Source organism: Arthrobacter sp. W4I7 (assembly GCF_030816215.1).
In the GTDB taxonomy this organism is placed as follows: domain Bacteria; phylum Actinomycetota; class Actinomycetes; order Actinomycetales; family Micrococcaceae; genus Arthrobacter; species Arthrobacter siccitolerans_A.
The window spans coordinates 2,300,393-2,317,937 of record NZ_JAUSXU010000001.1 but is presented as its reverse complement, the minus strand read 5'-3'; the positions used below and the strand labels follow the sequence as shown (position 1 = coordinate 2,317,937).

At 62.2% G+C, this 17,545-nt stretch carries 17 protein-coding genes and 1 pseudogene; 15 read left to right on the top strand and 3 right to left on the bottom strand.

Features of this window, described 5'->3' with window-relative positions:
- Positions 1 to 45: 45 nt before the first annotated feature.
- The 4 genes from QF047_RS10695 to QF047_RS10680 all read left to right on the top strand — a co-directional run bounded on the left by QF047_RS10695 (position 46) and on the right by QF047_RS10680 (position 5,277).
- Entirely contained in the window at positions 46 to 1,656 is a 1,611-nt protein-coding gene (locus QF047_RS10695; RefSeq protein ID WP_307276608.1) for a competence protein CoiA, read from the top strand.
- A gap of 1,217 nt (positions 1,657 to 2,873) precedes the next feature.
- Complete coding sequence (locus tag QF047_RS10690) at positions 2,874 to 3,323, top strand: hypothetical protein (protein ID WP_307276606.1); 450 nt, start codon at positions 2,874 to 2,876, stop codon at positions 3,321 to 3,323.
- A gap of 19 nt (positions 3,324 to 3,342) precedes the next feature.
- Positions 3,343 to 3,951 carry a site-specific integrase gene (locus tag QF047_RS10685; protein ID WP_307276604.1) on the top strand — a complete coding sequence of 203 codons (609 nt, stop codon included), beginning with the start codon at positions 3,343 to 3,345 and terminating at the stop codon, positions 3,949 to 3,951.
- A 597-nt stretch (positions 3,952 to 4,548) separates the two neighbouring features.
- Positions 4,549 to 5,277, top strand: coding sequence for an HNH endonuclease family protein (locus QF047_RS10680; RefSeq protein ID WP_307276600.1), 729 nt, complete (start codon positions 4,549 to 4,551; stop codon positions 5,275 to 5,277).
- A gap of 156 nt (positions 5,278 to 5,433) precedes the next feature.
- On the opposite strand, the gene QF047_RS10675 is transcribed toward QF047_RS10680, so the two are convergent.
- A complete protein-coding gene (locus QF047_RS10675; RefSeq protein ID WP_307276598.1) occupies positions 5,434 to 5,646 on the bottom strand; it encodes a hypothetical protein in 213 nt (70 codons plus the stop codon).
- Between the two features lie 434 nt (positions 5,647 to 6,080).
- Here QF047_RS10675 and QF047_RS10670 point away from each other — a divergent pair, with 434 nt between their 5' ends.
- From QF047_RS10670 to QF047_RS10655, 4 genes are all read left to right on the top strand, one after another.
- Entirely contained in the window at positions 6,081 to 6,938 is an 858-nt protein-coding gene (locus tag QF047_RS10670; RefSeq protein WP_307276595.1) for a GAF domain-containing protein, read from the top strand.
- 241 nt (positions 6,939 to 7,179) lie between these two features.
- A complete protein-coding gene (locus QF047_RS10665; protein WP_307276591.1) occupies positions 7,180 to 9,651 on the top strand; it encodes an EAL domain-containing protein in 2,472 nt (823 codons plus the stop codon).
- A 313-nt stretch (positions 9,652 to 9,964) separates the two neighbouring features.
- Positions 9,965 to 10,645 carry a GAF and ANTAR domain-containing protein gene (locus QF047_RS10660; protein WP_307276589.1) on the top strand — a complete coding sequence of 227 codons (681 nt, stop codon included), beginning with the start codon at positions 9,965 to 9,967 and terminating at the stop codon, positions 10,643 to 10,645.
- A gap of 339 nt (positions 10,646 to 10,984) precedes the next feature.
- Entirely contained in the window at positions 10,985 to 11,545 is a 561-nt protein-coding gene (locus QF047_RS10655) for a hypothetical protein (RefSeq protein ID WP_307276586.1), read from the top strand.
- A gap of 28 nt (positions 11,546 to 11,573) precedes the next feature.
- On the opposite strand, the gene QF047_RS10650 is transcribed toward QF047_RS10655, so the two are convergent.
- Positions 11,574 to 11,828 carry a hypothetical protein gene (locus QF047_RS10650; protein ID WP_307276584.1) on the bottom strand — a complete coding sequence of 85 codons (255 nt, stop codon included), beginning with the start codon at positions 11,826 to 11,828 and terminating at the stop codon, positions 11,574 to 11,576.
- Between the two features lie 278 nt (positions 11,829 to 12,106).
- Positions 12,107 to 12,814: a TetR/AcrR family transcriptional regulator C-terminal domain-containing protein gene (locus tag QF047_RS10645; protein ID WP_307276581.1), complete on the bottom strand. Its 708-nt coding sequence runs from the start codon at positions 12,812 to 12,814 to the stop codon at positions 12,107 to 12,109.
- Positions 12,815 to 12,992: 178 nt separating this feature from the next.
- Here QF047_RS10645 and QF047_RS10640 point away from each other — a divergent pair, with 178 nt between their 5' ends.
- From QF047_RS10640 to QF047_RS10610, 7 genes and pseudogenes are all read left to right on the top strand, one after another.
- Positions 12,993 to 13,268, top strand: a complete 276-nt coding sequence (locus tag QF047_RS10640; RefSeq protein WP_307276579.1) for a hypothetical protein — start codon at positions 12,993 to 12,995, stop codon at positions 13,266 to 13,268.
- Positions 13,269 to 13,488: 220 nt separating this feature from the next.
- Entirely contained in the window at positions 13,489 to 13,740 is a 252-nt protein-coding gene (locus QF047_RS10635; RefSeq protein ID WP_307276576.1) for a hypothetical protein, read from the top strand.
- 487 nt (positions 13,741 to 14,227) lie between these two features.
- Positions 14,228 to 14,389, top strand: coding sequence for a hypothetical protein (locus QF047_RS10630; protein ID WP_307276574.1), 162 nt, complete (start codon positions 14,228 to 14,230; stop codon positions 14,387 to 14,389).
- Positions 14,390 to 14,524: 135 nt separating this feature from the next.
- Complete coding sequence (locus QF047_RS10625; protein ID WP_307276572.1) at positions 14,525 to 15,418, top strand: diacylglycerol kinase family protein; 894 nt, start codon at positions 14,525 to 14,527, stop codon at positions 15,416 to 15,418.
- A gap of 41 nt (positions 15,419 to 15,459) precedes the next feature.
- Positions 15,460 to 16,281 (top strand): alpha/beta fold hydrolase, encoded by an 822-nt coding sequence (locus QF047_RS10620; protein ID WP_307276569.1) that lies wholly within the window; start codon positions 15,460 to 15,462, stop codon positions 16,279 to 16,281.
- Between the two features lie 572 nt (positions 16,282 to 16,853).
- Entirely contained in the window at positions 16,854 to 17,258 is a 405-nt protein-coding gene (locus QF047_RS10615) for a VOC family protein (RefSeq protein WP_307276566.1), read from the top strand.
- Positions 17,255 to 17,530: pseudogene (locus tag QF047_RS10610) on the top strand (winged helix-turn-helix transcriptional regulator); the annotation flags it as partial. The gene QF047_RS10615 and the pseudogene QF047_RS10610, both read left to right, overlap by 4 nt.
- Between the last annotated feature and the right edge of the window lie 15 nt (positions 17,531 to 17,545).

The window sequence follows — 17,545 nt, the reverse complement described above, 5'->3', positions numbered from 1 at the left end:
TCCCTAGATATCAGCAGCAGAAATGGGGGAGCTTCTGTGCAATTAGTGGCGTACCTGAAGGGTGAACGCGTCGATGCCACACAAATGGTGCACGAACCGTGGCGGGCCTTGGCGAATCACCCTGACTACGCAAGCCTGACGCTGATTGAGTGCGGCCTACGTGCCAGCCGGGTAACACGACGAGGCAGACAGTTTTTCAAGCACTACCCAGACATTGAGTGCCCCATCCAGCACAAGTCTGAGTCAGCTCAACACCTGGCGATGAAGCAGGCGCTGAAAGACAGAATCAACGCGATGCCAGAGTGGCGTGCTGAGGTGGAGCACCCGCACCCAGACCGGATTTGGATTGCCGACGTCTTGGCTACTCATGCCAGCGGCAAACGACTCGCGTTCGAGGTACAGCTGTCACCGCAGAGCGAAGATGAGTACATTCGCCGGTCTCAGCGTTACGCAGACGATCGCATCGGGGCGGTGTGGGTCGTCCCTGACGACCTCGATTGGTTCCGGGTTCGGCTGCCGATGGTCGTTACGGGCTTCGGCAAGTCCAGCGACTTGCCCGAGGCGCCGGGGGCGCTGATGGACCTCGCCTCCTACCAGCCGTTGTTCGGCAAAAGAGACCGTGTTGGGGCTGCAGTGGACGCGGTCTTGCACCCGACCTTTTATTGGCCGCACGGAACGCCAAAGCATCAGCTAGATGAGATCGCCAAACTGGAGCGAATGAAGGCCGCAGCGGCGGCGGCGAAACTGAAGCGGGAAGAGGAGGCTGCAGAGTTGCGGCGCATGGCGGAGGAGAAAGCGGCGCTAAAGGCAGCGGAGAAACTGGCGCGGGAAGAGGAAACGGCAGAATTGCGGCGCCTGGCGGAGGAGAAAGCAGCGCTAAAGGCGGCGGAAGTAGAAGTCAGGTTCGTCGCGTCCGCCACAGCGCCGGCCGCCACAGATGCGCGCCCGATTATCGCTCCCAAGTGCGTCTGGGCCAGCGAAGTCCTGTGCATGGAGGGAGGCCATCCCATGATCATCTGGCGGTCGACGAAACCAACGACCCCACGGACGCCCGCGGACACCATGTGGCGCCCTCCGAGCGAGAACTTCGACAATGGCCGTGCTCACGTCGATGCATGGTTGGCTGCGGCCGGGAGCAGCTTAGCTAAGGCGAAGGTCTATCAGGTGAGGGGCCAGCCTATGCGACGGACATTCGTGTGCCCCGAATGCAAGCAGGTCGTTCAGGGCCGGTGGGTGTCCGCGCTACCTCCAGAGAAGTGGACGCTTATCGCAGAAGCAAGCGCTGCCTCCGTTGGGGCCCGCGATGTGCTGAACCGGAAGCCGCCCACTCAACCACGTGACTCTTCAGAGAAGCCACGGCCGGGACGGCTGCCCGTGCAGGTCGAAGAGAGCGACTGGAGATTCATCGGCCCACGCCGCAAGCCGTACTGGATGACCGAATCGGGGAACGAGGAACTGCCTTATCGCTTGGCCGCCAAGAAGGCCCATGCCGAACGAATGGAGCAGCTCCGAGCAAACCCCCGGTACCGCGTCAGCCCTAACGGATTCCGCTTTGAGTGCACAGACTGCGGAGGAGAGTTCGAGGACGACAACGAGGGCATCCATGCTGACAGAGGTTGCATCACCCCTGGCAACCGCCGCTTCGGCTGGCGGTAACGATGAAAGCCGCCTGTCTGTGTCTATCGATGAAGGACAGCGATCTGCGATAGGCGTCCCCACTGACGGACCGCTGCGGTCAGGTACCTTGGACTCTAAGGCTGGACGCCCCAACAAGGCGCAATGCGTCGGACCCTAAAGAGCTGGAATTCTTCATGCCGCGGGAGCCTCGACTTCCGCTTCCGCGGTGGAGCAACAGTTTTGGCGACGGAGTGCACAGCTTGCGTGCCTCGCTTGACAGGCTCGCCTTCGAACTTTGCCATGTGACCGGCCAAGCAGGAAACGATTCTCGAGCGGCTCAAGCAGGTGCAGCCCTGGCATTCGGCCAAACCGAAAACCCACGCGCTGGCCTCTTATCCACCGCCTAGATATCTTGGACAAACACCGAACCAAGGTCGACGTATTTGCGCTTCCAACGGGTTTGTCTCCGCACCCGAGAAACCAACGCAGATCTATTTCCCGTTGCCGAACAACCGGACCAATGGAGGGACAAGATCAAACATCTTGGCTCGATACCGTATGGCGCTGCTCGGCCAGCTCCAGCCATGGCTCTATCAAGAGACCATGCGCATTTTCTTGTTCGTCACGTCCGGAAGGTGGCCTGAGTCAAGCAATCCCGTGCCTGAACCGGAATGGGTCGCATTACCGCCCCTGAACCCATCCGGCCGGGCCGTTACGTCCTCACGGTCGTCCTCGCGGCCATGTAAAGCGTGATCATTCATGGATCACATTGTTCCTGAATGCCTCGAAAGTCTCCGTCAGGTTCATGCATCCGCGGCCCCACGTGGCGGCCACCTTCCTCAGTGAGCGTTCTCCCGATGTTCTCCTGGGCGTCACTACGACCGCCGAAGTTGTGTTTTGGCGTGAGCCAGCGGGCCATTTCGGGACAGACGTGGTCGGAAGCCATGAGGTCGTGCTGGCCTGGAACGGCTTCAATAGTGAAATAGCGGGTGTTGACAATGTCAACGCTTCTCGCTTCTTACTGGGGAGGAGACCGGCCGGACTGCTCCGGTTTCCGCATGTTTTCGGGGATTCCCAGTGTTTGCAAGGCCGGGAATTCGGTTCGAGTCCCACCTCGGGCACAGTGTTTCCGCAGGTCAAAGGCCTGTTGGAAGCTTTGGTGTGTACAAAAATCCAAAAAGTGTGTACACGAGCGTACCGTTTTTCGTATGGCAAGCATTGCTACTCGCACCAAAAAGGACGGTTCCAAGTCCTAAATGGTGCGTTGGCGGGATCCAAAGACCCGCGCTTCACAGGGCCTCACAGTAGCCAGCCTCACTGAAGCAGAGACGCTCAAGCGCCTGCTGGACGCCAACGGCCAGTCGTTCGAGATCGCGCAGCATGCCATCCTCTCCAACGAGAAGCGCACACCGACTGTTGCTGAGGTCATCCAGGAGCACATCGACTTGCTGATTCGTCCGTCGAGCGGAACCACAAAGACCTACCAAACCATGTTGGACCTCCATGTCCGGAACGTCATCGGCCACGTGCCCGTGGACAAACTCGATTACCGGCTCGCACTGGGTGAAGTCGATGATGGCGAAGGGCAAGGCCCCGAAGACCATCCACAACGTGCATGGCCTGATTTCGGCGGCCATGAATACGGCGGAGATGCTGGGCTACATTACTCGGAACCCCTGCCGCGGGGTTCAGCTACCGGGCATTGAGAAGGCCGAGGACGAGGCGATGTTCCTCACCCATGCAGAATTCAGCCTCATCATGGAGGGGATGCGGGAGCGGTACAAGGCCTTCACCAACTTCCTGGTCATGACCGGTACCCGATTCGGTGAGGCAACCGCCCTTACCGTGGCTGACGTCGACCTGCTCTCCAAGCCGCCCACCGCTCGGATCAACAAGGCCTGGAAACGGGACGGCCAGAACCAGTTCTACATTGGGGCGACGAAAACAGGTGCCGGCAAGCGAACCATAGGGTTGAACCCTGCGCTTGTGGAATTGCTGATCCCTTTGGTAGCGAGCAGGCCCGGGAAGGAACTTGTGTTCACGACGCCCAAGGGTGGGCGCATCATCCACAAGCTCTACTGGCACCACTACTGGGTGCCCGCCGTTCGCACCGCCCAAGCAATCGGCCTGACCAAGAACCCACGCATCCACGACCTCCGCCACACCCACGCGTCCTGGCTGATCCAGGACGGCGTGCCCTTGTTTACCATTTCACGCAGGCTCGGGCATGCCTCTACCAGGACTACTGAGCAGGTCTACGGGCACCTGATGCCGGAGGCCCTGCAGGCGGGTGCTGACGCTACTGAGCGGTCGATAACGGCTTTCCTGCGCTGACGGCCGCGCGGCTCAGCACGACGGGAGGGCTGTCCCCGGGTTCTCTTGCCTGACCCGTCAGTTCCGGTCATGTCGGTCGGAGTCCGAGCTGCCATGAAAGTGGAAAGTAGCGCCTTCCTTTGGAGATCCCGTGGAGATTGAATTCTTTGAACCCGCCGAAGCTGCTGCACTAATGCGCTGCACGGAGTCCTGGCTGCGGGAAGGCGCGACCAGCGGACGCTTCCCCCACGCATGCTGGGGAAAGGAAAGATCATTTTTACTTCCGAGCACATCCTGGAAATCGCGAAGTTGAGTGAGATTCTTCCCGGCAGCAGTGCGTGCCCGCTCTCGGTCAGTCGACCGGGGGCAAAGGAACGGCTTATTGGTACTCCTCGAAAGTCAGGTTGGCCACCGCGAACGGACCAACCACGTCGAGACATGTTCGCGTCAGGTCGGCAAAACAAGTGGCGATGAGCGGACGGACCGGCACCGGCCCGCCGCGAACCGTCCAAAGGGCCTTTCGAAGTAGCAGACTGTGATGGGCGCCACGGGCCGGCCTGCGTACAGCCGACGGCTGTGGGAGTTAGCGTGGAAGGGCCCGCTGACTGCAGAAGGATCATGAAGACCAACCGCTTTGCCACCAAGACCCTTACCGCTGTAACCGCCATTTTGTTGGCCGGCTCCCTGGCCGGTTGTGACGCTGCCGCCAACGCCTTTGAGGTCATCGAGTCAGCTCCAGGCAGTGCTACCAATGCCCCAGCCTCGGCAGACCCGGCCTCAGCCAGTGGCATTGCGAACACCCTCGTCCAACTGGAGCGCATCCCGGTGAAGGGTCGCGCCCCGAAGACTGGCTATTCACGCGACGAGTTTGGACCGGCGTGGGCCGACACGGACCACAACGGCTGCGACACCCGCAATGACATCCTCGCCCGGGATCTGACCAACGAAACGTTCAAGCCCGGCACCAACAACTGCGTGGTCGCTACGGGCACCCTGGCTGATAAGTACACCGGCACCAACATCAACTTCATCCGCGGCCAGGACACCAGTTCTGCCGTCCAGATCGACCACATGGTCCCCCTCAGCGACGCCTGGCAAAAAGGCGCACAGCAGCTCAGCGCCGATCAGCGCAAGGAACTCGCCAACGATCCCCTGAACCTCATGGCCGCTGACGGATCCACCAACAGCGCGAAGGGCGACAAGGACGCCGCCACGTGGCTGCCGCCGAACAAGGCGTTTCGTTGCGAATACGTCTCAAAGCAGGTGGCGGTGAAGGCCAAGTACAAGCTCTGGATTACTGAAGCTGAGCACGATGCCATGGACGGGGTTCTCAACGGCTGCCAGTAGTGGTGGCTTGCTGACGCCACGCCGCCATGGCGACGATGACGTCCTGCTGCACCGCAAATTTTGTCAACGCCCACAAACTATGCCAAACATGGAGCGTGCGTGAACGTTTCTCCTCACAGTTCCCCGGCCCCCGAACGCGATACGGGAAATAAGGGTTCACCAGTCGGGGGCATCGACGGCCACGTTTGACGGAACTTCAACGTCGGCAGGGTCGAGCTCCGGACGGACCCTTCGGAACCGCAGTGAGTGCCGGAACGATTGGCCAGACCATGCGGCGTCGGCAAGGACTTCAACGACGACGGGATCGACGAGCGTCAGCTCGGTAGGGGATGCGTCACGGTTGAACCGGTCCAGTGTGGTCCCTTTCACCACGGCCGGCCATGGGTGGGGTCCCGCAGTGGGCTGCAACCAGCGGGAGAGCGTCCTGCTGTCCGCGCTTTCAAGGGGGAGCTGTGGCCAACGATTCGCAGCTCGCCACCGATAGGCACGGCCACGATTTCTGTCGGCCGCTTGATGGGGCCGATAACGGCTGCGCAGACGACGTCCACCTCCGAGACGTGCTTGGCTTTTAGCCACATTCGTTTCCCGCCCTCATAGGGTTGACTGGAACACCGCCACAGCACATGATTCGCTTTCAACACGCTCATGACAAGGCAACAGCAAGACAAACTGCCTAAGTTGAGAACCACCGCGGGCCGCCGGCCGCCGGGGTTGGACCAGTTGCGCGACAGAGCCCGATCGGCCCTACTTCGACTCCGCGGAGGGCTGGCCGCGGACGCGAAGTAGTAAGTAACCTTATTAGGATGGTTTTGCGGCTGCGGAAGACTTTGTTCCCTGAAAATGAGACCTCGTTGGAGGTGGACGGCATGGATGAAGAAGTACAGCGGCGGCTTGAGCTCGCTGCCGCGCTCGGTTTAGATCCGCGGTATCTCCTGGCTGCTAAATCAGGTCGTTCGCGGTGGTCGAACCTTGAGTTGGACACCTACCTGTTTGGCGCCGCGGCCTTGTCCAGACGTGATTACGGCCATAGTGCCGGCAAGAGAGCCAAGCGGCCCCCTGCGGGACGGCAGCAGGAAGCCTCATCCCCGGCAAAAGCAGGAAGACCCGGGTGGCGCCCAACTAATCAGAAGAGGACCCGTGAGCATGCGCTGTCGACGCTTGGGGCCGCCGGCAAGTTCCTGCTTACGCCCGAACAAGCAGAGAGGGAACGCCTGAAATCGCTGCACGAGACGGGCCTGCTACAGACCGGGCCGGAGGAAATTTTCGACCGGATCGTAGCTGCCACCAGGAAGTTCTTTGACGTCGGTGCTGCGTCACTGTCACTTATCACCGAAGACGCTCAACACTTCAAGTCCGCCGTCGGGCCTCTCCGTGAGGAGACTCCCAGACAAATCGCGCTTTGCACGGCGACCGTTGAACGGAACACGATGCTGATCATCAACGACGGGCTCACCGATGACCGCTTCGCGTCCAATCCCCTCGTCGTCGGAGAGCCTCACATCCGCTTCTACGCCGGCTACCCATTACACGGGCCACACGGCTGGAACATCGGCACCCTCTGCATCATTGACCAAAAAGCCCGGGCCTTCCCCGCAGCTGAACAACAGGTGCTCCGGACACTCGCCGCAATCGTCCAGCACCATATAGACGCAGGCACCTAGCGCACCCTGATCCCTTGGAGTGGTCCGCGTGGCTCATACAGACCGTGACGGAGACCTCCCCGGTCGAGCCATAACCCGCAGCGCTGGATCATCTGCCGTCTAGCCGAATGTCAGAGATCCTGATGGGTCTGGGTCAAGAAGAGGGCAGGAAAGGGGTGTCCAATGAATATGGGCCCATTGTATAGTTCACCCACAGACGCAAGCACGTGGGACGATACTGGGCGGACCTCGGAGGCGATGAATGGCTGGGGAGCATCACGACGATTTGCTGATGCAGTCGCTGCTGCTTGATGAGATCGGGCAGTCCGTGATTGGAATGGACAGCCACTGGCGGGTCACTTACTGGAACCGTGCCTCCGAGCGTTTGTATGGTTTCAACGCATCCGAGGCGTTAGGGATGACACCCCTTGATTTGCGTATCGTCGGCAATTTTCACGCAGCGGGGCCAGGGCCAACCGGAGAGGAGATCGCCGAGCGGGTAACCCGTGGCCAGGACTGGGCGGGGGAGTTGTGGATGCGTGACCGGGCCGGGAGGGAATTCCCGGTCCACGGGACGATCAGCCCGATCAGGGGCCGCCACACCGTGCCGGTGGACATCGTGGCGATTTCCAAAGACATCACCGACAGGAAACACCAGGAGGCGATCCTGCGTCGACTCTCGGCGATGGTGGAGTCCTCCGGAGACGCGATCATCGGCGCTGACATGGATGGAAAGATCACCAGCTGGAACGCGGGCGCGGTGAGGATGTTCGGCTGGAGTTCTATGGAAGCCATCGGGCAAACCCCCGAGCTGTTTACTACCGCGGACGCTGCGGACGACAATCGGGTCGCTGAGCGGATCCGCAGCGGTACCTTCGTCCCAGGGCTGGAGGCGCGGTGGCGGCGCAAGGACGGGTCGCTGATCGATGTGGAACTGACAGTCTCCCCTGTTTACGGACAGGACGGTGAGCTGGCTGGAGCCTCCGGGATCGCCAGGGACATCACGCAGATCAAACGGCTGAAAGCCGAAGCCGAAGCCGAGCGACGCCGGCTCCTGGCCGCCCAGGAGATGGCGCACGTGGGCAGCGTCGAGCACACCGTGGCGACCGGGGAAACCTGGCATTCGGAGGAATTCGTCCGGATCCTAAGGATGGACCCCGATGAGTCATCATCCCGCGAATGGATGCTGGAGCGGACCCACCCGGAGGACCGCGATCTCGTCCGCCAGGTATGGCAGGACCTGGACGCAGGCCTGGGATCGGCGGACTTCGAATACCGGATCATCAGGCCCGACGGGGGCCAGCGGTGGCTGCACTCGCGGATCCGCAGCGTGAACGACCCGGACGGGAAACCGCTTCGGTTCCTTGACACCGTACTGGACATCACCGAACGGAAGAACGCTGAACAGATCCTGGAGTGGCAGGCCCGCCATGACGCGCTCACCGGCCTGCCCAACAGGTACCTGATCACCGAGGTCCTGCAGGGCTTCCTTGACCGGGGAGGCCGCCCGGTGGTGATGTTCGTCGACATCGACCGGTTCAAACTCGTCAACGACGGCATCGGCCACGGAGGCGGCGACAGAATTCTGATGCTTCTGGGGGAGCGCCTGCTGGCCGCGGTCAGGGCCGGGGAAACGGTCGGCCGGTTTGGTGGTGACGAGTTTGTCATAGTTTGCGAGAACTTGCTGATGCGCGGTGCCAGGGTGCTGGCTGAACGGATCAGGGAATGTACCAGGCTTCCTTTTGACGTTGACGGGCGTCAAGTTTTTCTCAATGTCAGCGTCGGCATTGCGCTGGCCGGGCCGGATGACACTGCCGAGTCCATGCTGCGTGGTGCTGACACGGCGATGTACCGGGCAAAAGCATCCGGCGGGGACGCTTCAGTTGTCTATGACGTGCGGATGACGAGACGGGCCACCGGCCGGCTGGACCTGGAATCGGACCTGAGGCTTGCCCTGGACCGGGGAGAACTGCGCCTGAACTACCAGCCGATCATCGACCTCGAGACGGAGGCTCCGGTGGGCTTTGAGGCGTTGCTCCGGTGGAACCACCGCGAGCACGGCGTCATCACGCCGGACACCTTCATTCCCATCGCCGAAGAGACGGGCCTGATCCTCCCGATCGGCACGTGGGTCCTGCAGGAAACCCTCCGCCAGGTGCAACAATGGCGCCAGGAGGTGCCCGGCGCGGAAAACCTTTCGGCGGCGGTCAACATTTCCGGGCGCCAGCTCGTGGCCAAGGATTTCCCGGACATCGTGGAGGCTGCAATCCTTGCCTCCGGCATCGACCCTGCTGCGGTGCATCTGGAAATCACCGAAACAGTGCTCATGGACGAGCCGGACCTGCCCAGGGAGACCCTGCAGCGTCTTCGGCGCGTGGGCGTGGGACTCTCCATCGACGATTTCGGCACCGGCTATTCCTCGCTGAGCTATCTCAAGTGGCTTTCCGCGCGGACTCTGAAAATCGATCGGACCTTCATCGAGGGACTTGGCATCGACTCCCACGGGCGAACAGTGATCGAGCTCGTCCTGGGCATGGCCAAAAGCCTGAAACTGGGCGTCATCGCAGAGGGCGTTGAAACCAGCGGCCAACTCACCGAGCTACGGCGGCTGGGTGTACGCCTGGCCCAGGGATTCCTGTGGAGCAAACCGATACCCTCCGAACACGTCCCTGCCTGGCTGAACACTCTCTCCACAGATACGCGCCTCCAGGAACCCGCACAACGGCAGGCATGATGCAGGCTCCCAACCCGCAACGTTCCAGTGCAGGCCGCAGAGGAGGACCTCCGCTTGGTCCGATACAGCGCGGCGCCCTGCTCCAACACGCGTGCCACCTCCCTGGGATTCGCGTTCGTTAGCAGTGCGTGCCTGCTTTCCACCCGTGAGGGGCCATACTCAGAGGAAGTGCTGCGTTTGCGGCTTCGCTGTCCTTGAGTCCCCCATCCGGGGGCTGCTGTTTGGGCACAAACAAGGAATGAGGCCAGTCATGGCCCTCGAGCCACGTCGATTGCTTTCAGAACTCGTTGTCGATCATCTGCAGGACCTTGTCTTGAAAACTGAGGACGTGAGGGAGATGCTGGACGAGCTCGCTGACTTCACGGCATTGACACTGTCTGATCCTGCGATTGCCTTCTGCAGCATCACGTTGATTCGTCACAAGAAGCCCGTGACGGTGGCCAGTAGCGAAAGAGGAGCAGTGAGGCTCGATGAAACCCAGTATTCGGCCGGGGAGGGGCCCTGCCTGACCGCCATCCGTGAACAGGCTCCCATTCACGTCCCCGACCTCGTGCGGGAACACCGCTGGCCTGCCTACACCGCCGCGGCGGTAGTGGAAGGAGTTGGTTCAAGCCTGTCCGTGCCGTTGATCCTGGAAGGCGAAGCCGAAGCGGGCTTGAACATGTACTCCACCCGCTCGCATGGATTCAGCGGTGAGGACATCGGAAGGGTTGAATCCTATGCGTACCACGCGTCCAAGGCCCTTCGGCTCGCGGTGCGGATCAGCCAACTCGCCGAGGCCAAAACCCATCTGGCAGCCGCGATGGAGTCCCGCACCGTCATCGACTTGGCGGCCGGGGCCATCATGGCGCAAAACCGGTGCAGTCAGGAATCAGCAATGAAGATCCTGAAAATCGCATCTCAAACCCGCAACGCCAAACTACGGGACGTGGCTGCATCCGTGGTCGCGTCACTGTCCCAGGACCCGAAGGTGCACACGCATTTCGATGCTTAGCTACCTGGGTAAGAAACGGTGACGCAGGGGACGACGACAGGGACTGCATGAGGGCTGGACGCATAGGGGCCTTGGGGTCAAGCTGTGAAAATGCCGCCCTTGTCGCTGTGATTCCCGAGCCCAATTGGTCCAGACATGGGGGGAGTGTCCTGCAAAAGTGTCCCAGGTCCCCGGAGCAGGGACACGTTGGGGTCATGCTCTGCCATACCGTAGAGCCCGGGTCTACGACGGCTGACGCCATGCGGAGACTCGGTGGCTGGCTCACCACCAAACCCATTCACGCGACTGCATTGGGCACACCACAAAAAGCGGTAACCCAGGGTGTGGAATCCTTGGAGCATGATGGCGCTGAGTTGGCAGTTGATGACGACCGGCGTTTTCGTAGGCGGCGGCAGGTTGGCGGTTCCTCTGGCAGAGATCTGGAGCACGGACCCGGTGACGCTTCGGGACGTGGTCATGGACCGGAAGGCAATGAGTGCCAGGCTGGGGGAGTACCCGAGCCTGGAGCGGGTCTGGGCGTTGTCCCTGCTGGGCCGCGACGGGCAGGCGGTTGCCGAAGGCCGGTTGCTGCTGGCTGGTTCGGCGGACCGGTTCCGGCCCTTGCTGGTGTTGGCCCACGCCTGCCGGCGTTCGCACCGGTGGCATGAGGCGGCGTTGCTGCAGGAAGAGGCCCTGCGCCTTGCTTCGTCACCGGCGCGGGAGGCTCTGGTCCGTTACGAGATCGGGGTGCGTTTCTTTGATGAAGCCCTCTACCGGGACGCGGCAGCTGAATTGGAATGGGCTTATGACCTGTACCGGGCGGCGGGCCGTCAACGCATCGCCAGGCTTTGCCTGCCGGCGCTTGAACGGGCACGGGAGGTTCTGGCTCTGTCCCCAATCCCTGACCACCCGCCTATCTGAGGCGCGCCCGATATCGGCCCTCGCCGTGTCAGACCAGGCTGGGTTGGCTTGCGAGTATGTAATCCACCACGGCGGGGCCGGTCACGGACAGTTCCGGCCAGTGGTTCCGGCCGCCGCTGTGGTGTTCCGGCGTGTGGCCTTCTTGTCTCATTGCTGCCAGAAGGGACTTGATTGAGCCGGGCTTTTCGGCGTTGAGCAGACACCAGCTGAGGTACACCCCGTAAATTTCGTCTTCACGGAGGCCGGGCTGCTTGCCGGGGACACGGGTGATGCTCTCGGACAAAAAACGGCTGTAATTCGCGACGCCCATTTCTGTGACCCTTCTGCTGGTGAAGCCCTACGATCTTTGTTTGTGCTGGTTGCCCCGGCTGCGGATCCGCACACAGGCAATTCGGGGCCGTGGAAGCAGCGGATGGGTCGGCATAGCCGTTATTTTCTGGGCGTCACCCCCTCCTGCAACTTGTCGCAGGGCGTTTCGCCGTGCTGCACCCCGGTTGATCTGCGAGGGGGCGATCTCGGGCGCGCGGTTCGTCGTTGATGATTGGTGCGTCCGGAACGTGCTTATTGTTGTCGGCGCTGTGGTGGGGAGAGTTGTGTCGCGAGGCCGGTGAGGAGGATGCTGAGGCCTTGGTCGAGTTCGGCGGAGCCGTCGTAGTCCGCGAGGACGGGGCCCAGTGCGCGGAGGTGGGGGAAGTCTTTTGCCGGCAGGCGGTGCAGGCCCAGGCGCAGGACGGCTTCGTTTTCTTCCGGGTCCACGATGTATTCCTGGAGTTCGTTCAGGATGTGTCCGTAGAGGAACCCGTAGTAGGCGCGGTATACGTGCAGGGCATCTGCGGGAGTGAAGCCGGCCTCGATCAGCAGGGTCAGGATCTGTTCCAGCGGGCGCAGTGTCCCCAGCGGGCGCATGCCCAATGGGGTGGACAGTGGCCGGGTGACCAGCAGCGGCACGACGTTGGGGTGCCGCAGGGCCAGGAGCCGGAGGTCGTGCGCGATCCGGCGCAGCTGGGCCTGCCAGTTCGGGTCATCAGGAAAGATGGCCAGTTCGTTCAGGACCATTTCCGACACCCCGTCCAGCAGGGCTGCCCGGTTGGCCGCGTAGCGGTAGAGGCTCATCGGATCCCGGCCGAGTTCCTGGCCCAGCCGGCGCATGGTCAGGGCGTCAAGTCCTTCAGTGTCCACCAGTTCCAGCGCCGTGGAGAGAACGAGTTCCCTGCTCAGACGGGCCTTGGACGTGCCTGCCTGGTTGGTGGATTTTGCGGGGGAGGCCATGAGGGGTCCGTCCTGTTCGATGCGTCAAACCCACTCAGTGGAAGATACGTAAGCTTGCTTATTATTTAGTCTACGCCTAAAGTCTACAACGTAGAGAAGTTGTCGTACTGGTTCCAGTCAAAGGATCAGAGCCGGCATGGCCGTTACGGCCGCTCACACCAGAGCTCAGGAGCACCACTTGATTAGCCACACCCAGAACGAGCAGGCCAGCACGGTCCGCAACGCCAACGACATCAAGATCTCAACCCGGACCCTTGAGTTCGCCGTCTATGTTGGGGCCGTGCTCGCGACGATCATCACCGCGGCAGTCGTGGGGGACGACGCAAGCGAAAACGGTGTTGACGTTTTCAACGCCAATGATGCGATGCAGTACGTCACCTTCCTCACGGTCGGTCTGATGGTGGCCCGCGGACTGGCGAAGGCCGGCAACCGGGTTCATCACAACAACGCCTAACAGCGCTTGTCCGGCTTCCGTGCCGGATATTGACTGATCCTGGCGCGCCACCCTGACGGGTGCTGCGCCAGGATCATCCTGTCCCACCCTTGTTGATCCTGCCGGAACTGAACAAAGTTATGATCCGGCAGTTCCGCTCCGTGTCCCACGTGCAGGGCATTGAGCTTGAGGCCGCTGTAGCCGAACGGCGGACACCCGCACCGTAGTGAAAAGAGCCACCATGGCACATTCACAGTTCGACCAGTTCCTCAGCGACGCCACCTACCGTGACAGGGAGTCCGAGTCGACTCTTGACGGCGATTCCTTTTACGGCCTGTACACGAGTTGGTGTTACCTGTCGGGCAGAACCCCGACAGCGGAGCACGTCTTCTGGGCGGCGATGAATCAACGCGTCAGTCCAGGGCAGTGCCTGAAGATGAAGGGCCCGGCCGCTGCGGACTATATCCTCACCAGTTACGCGGCAGTGGTCTGAACGTCTCGATGAGCACAGCGTCGAGTAGTTACGTCCCCCGGGACACGCACCAGCCGCGCGGGAAACGCCCCTGGTGTGCCAACTGCGACACCGACCTGCACCTCATGGCCGAATCCCATGCCGTCAGAGGCAGGCGGACAGGAACCCTCGCAATCGCCGTCCACTGCTTAAATTGCTGGCAATCACGCGTGCTGGACACGACCGAAGAGCACCTCGCGGCCCTTCCAACACCTTCGGCGACGCAAGAAGGGCTGGTTCACCAGGACGATGGCTACTTGCACTGCGGAGAATCCATGTTCCTGCCCGGGCCCCGGGCTGACACCACCCTGCGGACGTTCCCTGCCCAGCACGGCCCCGCGGACTCACTGGCAGCCTATCTCGCGACCCAAGTCCTGCGCTGCCGGTGCGGGTTCCAGATGGAACTGCCCCGCTAACCAACCACCAAGTCGTATGCCCGGACACGGAAGAACCACAAAGGACCCCTCACATGATGAACACCAGCCACACCGCCGCACCCCCAGCCGCCGCCCGTGGCGGGCAGGGAACTCCAACCAGCATCGAGGACCTGGACCTCACACCCGAGGGCCTCGCCGACGCTCCGGCACACCAGCAGGACTCCGAAAGCATCGTCCATACCGGCAACAGCTAAGCGCTGGTCCCACTAGAACCGGGGGCCGGCGGCTGAAAGGCCAGCAGGACGATTCCCCCGAATGGCGCAATCCAAGGCACCCCGAGGGACGCGCAGCGTTGATCAGCGCCACCATAAAGACCAACGGAGAGCACCATGAGTACGACACGGACCTTTGAATCAATCATCATCATCTTCAACCCCAACAGCACCGGTGACGCGCCTAAACTTGCCGCCGATCTCCAGGCCAAGCTTGCCCGGCTTCTTCCCTACCCCGCAGACGTCACGCTCCAACCCACAGCCCATGCCGGGCATGCCATCGAACTCGCCCGCGACGCTGCCAGCAGCGGCCAGAACGTGTTGGTCATCTCCGTCAGCGGAGACGGCGGCTATAACGAGGCCGTCAACGGCGTCATGCAGGCCAACAACCCCAACGCGGTATGCGCCGTAATGGCAGCCGGAAACGCCAACGACCACCGGCGCACCACCGGAACCCAGCCACTGGAAGAAGCCATCTCAGAAGGGACAGTACGGCACATCGACCTGCTGCGCATCCGGACAGGCGACAACGCCGACGCCCAGTACGCCCACTCCTATATCGGGTTCGGCCTGACACCCGTGATGGCCATCGACCTGGAAAAAGGCAGTAAAGGCGCGTTGAAGGAAATGGTCTCCGTCATGCGCACCTTCTCGAAGTTCAAACCTTTCGAGATCCGTCAGAGCGACGGCAAACGCCGGAAGTTCGACAGCCTGGTTTTCGCGAACATCGCAGAGATGGCGAAGTACGCAACCCTCAGCGAAGCCGACAGCCACCCCGCCGACGGCAAATTCGAAGTCATCACCTTCGCCCACCGGGCAAAGTGGCGGGTCCTGCTCAGCGCCATGAAGGCAACCACTCAGGGACTCGGCGATCAGCCAAGCGTCAGCAGCTACCGGTTCACCACCCTCAAACCCATCCCCTACCAAATCGACGGTGAAGTGAAGTCTGTCGACGCCAAGACACCGGTCACCATCGAAAGCGCACCGGCCGCCCTCGCCACCCTGGGGTAAGCACAGGACGCCAGCAGATGACCGGAACGAAAGGAAAACCGGTGCAAGCCCCAAGCAACACAACAGATGAGGCAAAGCCGGCACACATCGGGGGAGCTCTGTCCTGGCTGCGCCAGCCATTGACGCCGCGGATCGTCAGCACGGAGTCCCTGACCTCGCACGTGCACTCTCTGGCGGGTCCTCCGGGCGCCTCGGGTCCGGTGTTCGTGCTGCTGCACGGCATCGGGATGTCCCACCGCTACTACCGCAAACTCCAGATCCACCTCGCCCGCCACGGGGATACCCACGCGATCGACCTGCCCGGGTTCGGCGCAACGCCCAGGCCGGACCGGCAGCTGAGTGTGGCCGCCTACGCGGCCCACATAGCAGCGGTACTTCAAAGGATGGGGCTCCTCCACGTTGTGTTGATCGGGCACTCCATGGGGACCCAGTTCGCGGCCGAACTTGCTGGGCAACGCCCCGACCTGGTCTCCCATGTCGTGCTCCTGGGCCCGGTGGTGGATCCGGCACACCGTACCGTCTTTCAGCAGTCCCTGGCGTTAAGTCTTGACTCACTGCGGGAAAGCCCCGTAGGCAATGCCATGGTCTTCACCGACTACCTCCGGTCCGGCCCGCGGTGGTACCTCACCGAACTTCCCGTCATGATGTCCTACGACCTTGCAGCGCAGCTGGCTTTGGTACCCCAACCTGTGCTGGTTATCCGCGGTTCACGCGATCCCGTAGCACCAGGGCCCTGGTGCGAAAAACTCGCCGCAACCGCCCTGCACGGACGCTTCCTCGAAATACCGGGAAAACCCCACATGGTTCAGCATGGTGCCGCCGCTCTCACCACAGCCGCCATACTGGCCCTCACCGGGGATTAAAACCCGACCAGGGGGCTTGCCTGCTATGAGTTCGTGCGCGGAGGCTCCCGGCACGGCAGCGTGCTGGTAGGCAAGAGCACCAGGCCCAGCCGTTTGTGAAACCAAAGGAATGATCTTGGCCCGGCATTGGCTCACCTCTCGAAGTGGGTTGCTGTCCCGGCCCTTCCGGAGACGCAAACGACGATCTCCTCCGCAAGGTCGCTAAGTAACTCGTTGCGGTGACTGGAGCCGAGCCGGAGCCGTTCGTGGCGCGCGTTTTGGGACAATTTCCGGGACAGTCCGAATACGCGAACTCGGGGGATTGGGATCGGTGGGGGAGTGTCCCGCTATGAGTGTCCCAATTCTAAGGAAGTGGGACACCGCTAGTCCTTTGGCCTGGCGGGCTGCAGATAGGGACCTTCACCGGGCAATAGAACGAGCGGGGTATACGTGCATCTCGACACCCGCCTTGGCGCGGGCAAAGCGTTGGAATCTTTGCGCCCGTTGGCCGACCGGCTTACGGACACCCGGTCCGGCGTGTTCTGCGCGGCCGAGGCTTGACGTCTCACTTGCATTTTGCAAGTATGGGCCGCATGAGCCTTTTCATCACCTGCCCCGTTGAGAGCGTCGAGCGCGCGACTGCCTTCTATACCGCCCTCGGCTGGACCCTCAACGCCAAGATGTCCGATCACAACGTGTCATGCTTCGCGATCGCGCCCGAGCAGTACGTCATGCTCGGCAGCCGCGAGATGTACGCGAGTGTCGGCGGCGCCGAGGAGCTGGTCGGCGGATCCGACACCCCCTCGAAGGTCACGGTCTCATTCGACCTCGGCAGCCGCGAGGCGGTCGATGAGCTCACCGAGCGCGCCGGCGGCGCCGGCGGGCGGATCGGTGACACCGACGACTACCCCTTCATGTACCAGCGCCAATTCGACGACCCTGACGGCTACCACTACTCACCGTTTTGGATGAAGCCGGACGCCGATCCGACCGAGTGAGCAACCTCGCCGCGGCCCTCGACATCGTCGGAGCACGGTGGGCCCTGCTCGTCGTGGAGCGGCTGCTCGACGGGCCACAGCGCTACGGCGATCTGCAGCGCGACCTCGGTGTGCCGACCAACATGCTCGCGACCCGCCTGCGCGAGCTCGAGGCCGCCGGCGTACTGTCCCGCCTGCCCCTCCGGCACAACACCCGGGCCTACGCGCTGACCGATCGCGGGCTCGCCTTGCGCGAGGCGATCGTCGCGCTAGCACGCTGGGGCGGCGAGGAGTGGCCTAGTCGTGGC

Excerpts from the sequence above, each read along its gene's own strand:
- QF047_RS10690 (WP_307276606.1), top strand. The coding sequence starts at position 2,874 with ATGGTGCGTTGGCGGGATCCAAAGACCCGCGCTTCACAGGGCCTCACA.
- QF047_RS10685 (WP_307276604.1), top strand. The coding sequence starts at position 3,343 with ATGTTCCTCACCCATGCAGAATTCAGCCTCATCATGGAGGGGATGCGG.
- QF047_RS10680 (WP_307276600.1), top strand. The coding sequence starts at position 4,549 with ATGAAGACCAACCGCTTTGCCACCAAGACCCTTACCGCTGTAACCGCC.
- QF047_RS10670 (WP_307276595.1), top strand. The coding sequence starts at position 6,081 with ATGGTTTTGCGGCTGCGGAAGACTTTGTTCCCTGAAAATGAGACCTCG.
- QF047_RS10665 (WP_307276591.1), top strand. The coding sequence starts at position 7,180 with ATGGCTGGGGAGCATCACGACGATTTGCTGATGCAGTCGCTGCTGCTT.
- QF047_RS10655 (WP_307276586.1), top strand. The coding sequence starts at position 10,985 with ATGATGGCGCTGAGTTGGCAGTTGATGACGACCGGCGTTTTCGTAGGC.
- QF047_RS10645 (WP_307276581.1), bottom strand. The coding sequence starts at position 12,814 with ATGGCCTCCCCCGCAAAATCCACCAACCAGGCAGGCACGTCCAAGGCC.
- QF047_RS10635 (WP_307276576.1), top strand. The coding sequence starts at position 13,489 with ATGGCACATTCACAGTTCGACCAGTTCCTCAGCGACGCCACCTACCGT.
- QF047_RS10630 (WP_307276574.1), top strand. The coding sequence starts at position 14,228 with ATGATGAACACCAGCCACACCGCCGCACCCCCAGCCGCCGCCCGTGGC.
- QF047_RS10625 (WP_307276572.1), top strand. The coding sequence starts at position 14,525 with ATGAGTACGACACGGACCTTTGAATCAATCATCATCATCTTCAACCCC.
- QF047_RS10615 (WP_307276566.1), top strand. The coding sequence starts at position 16,854 with ATGAGCCTTTTCATCACCTGCCCCGTTGAGAGCGTCGAGCGCGCGACT.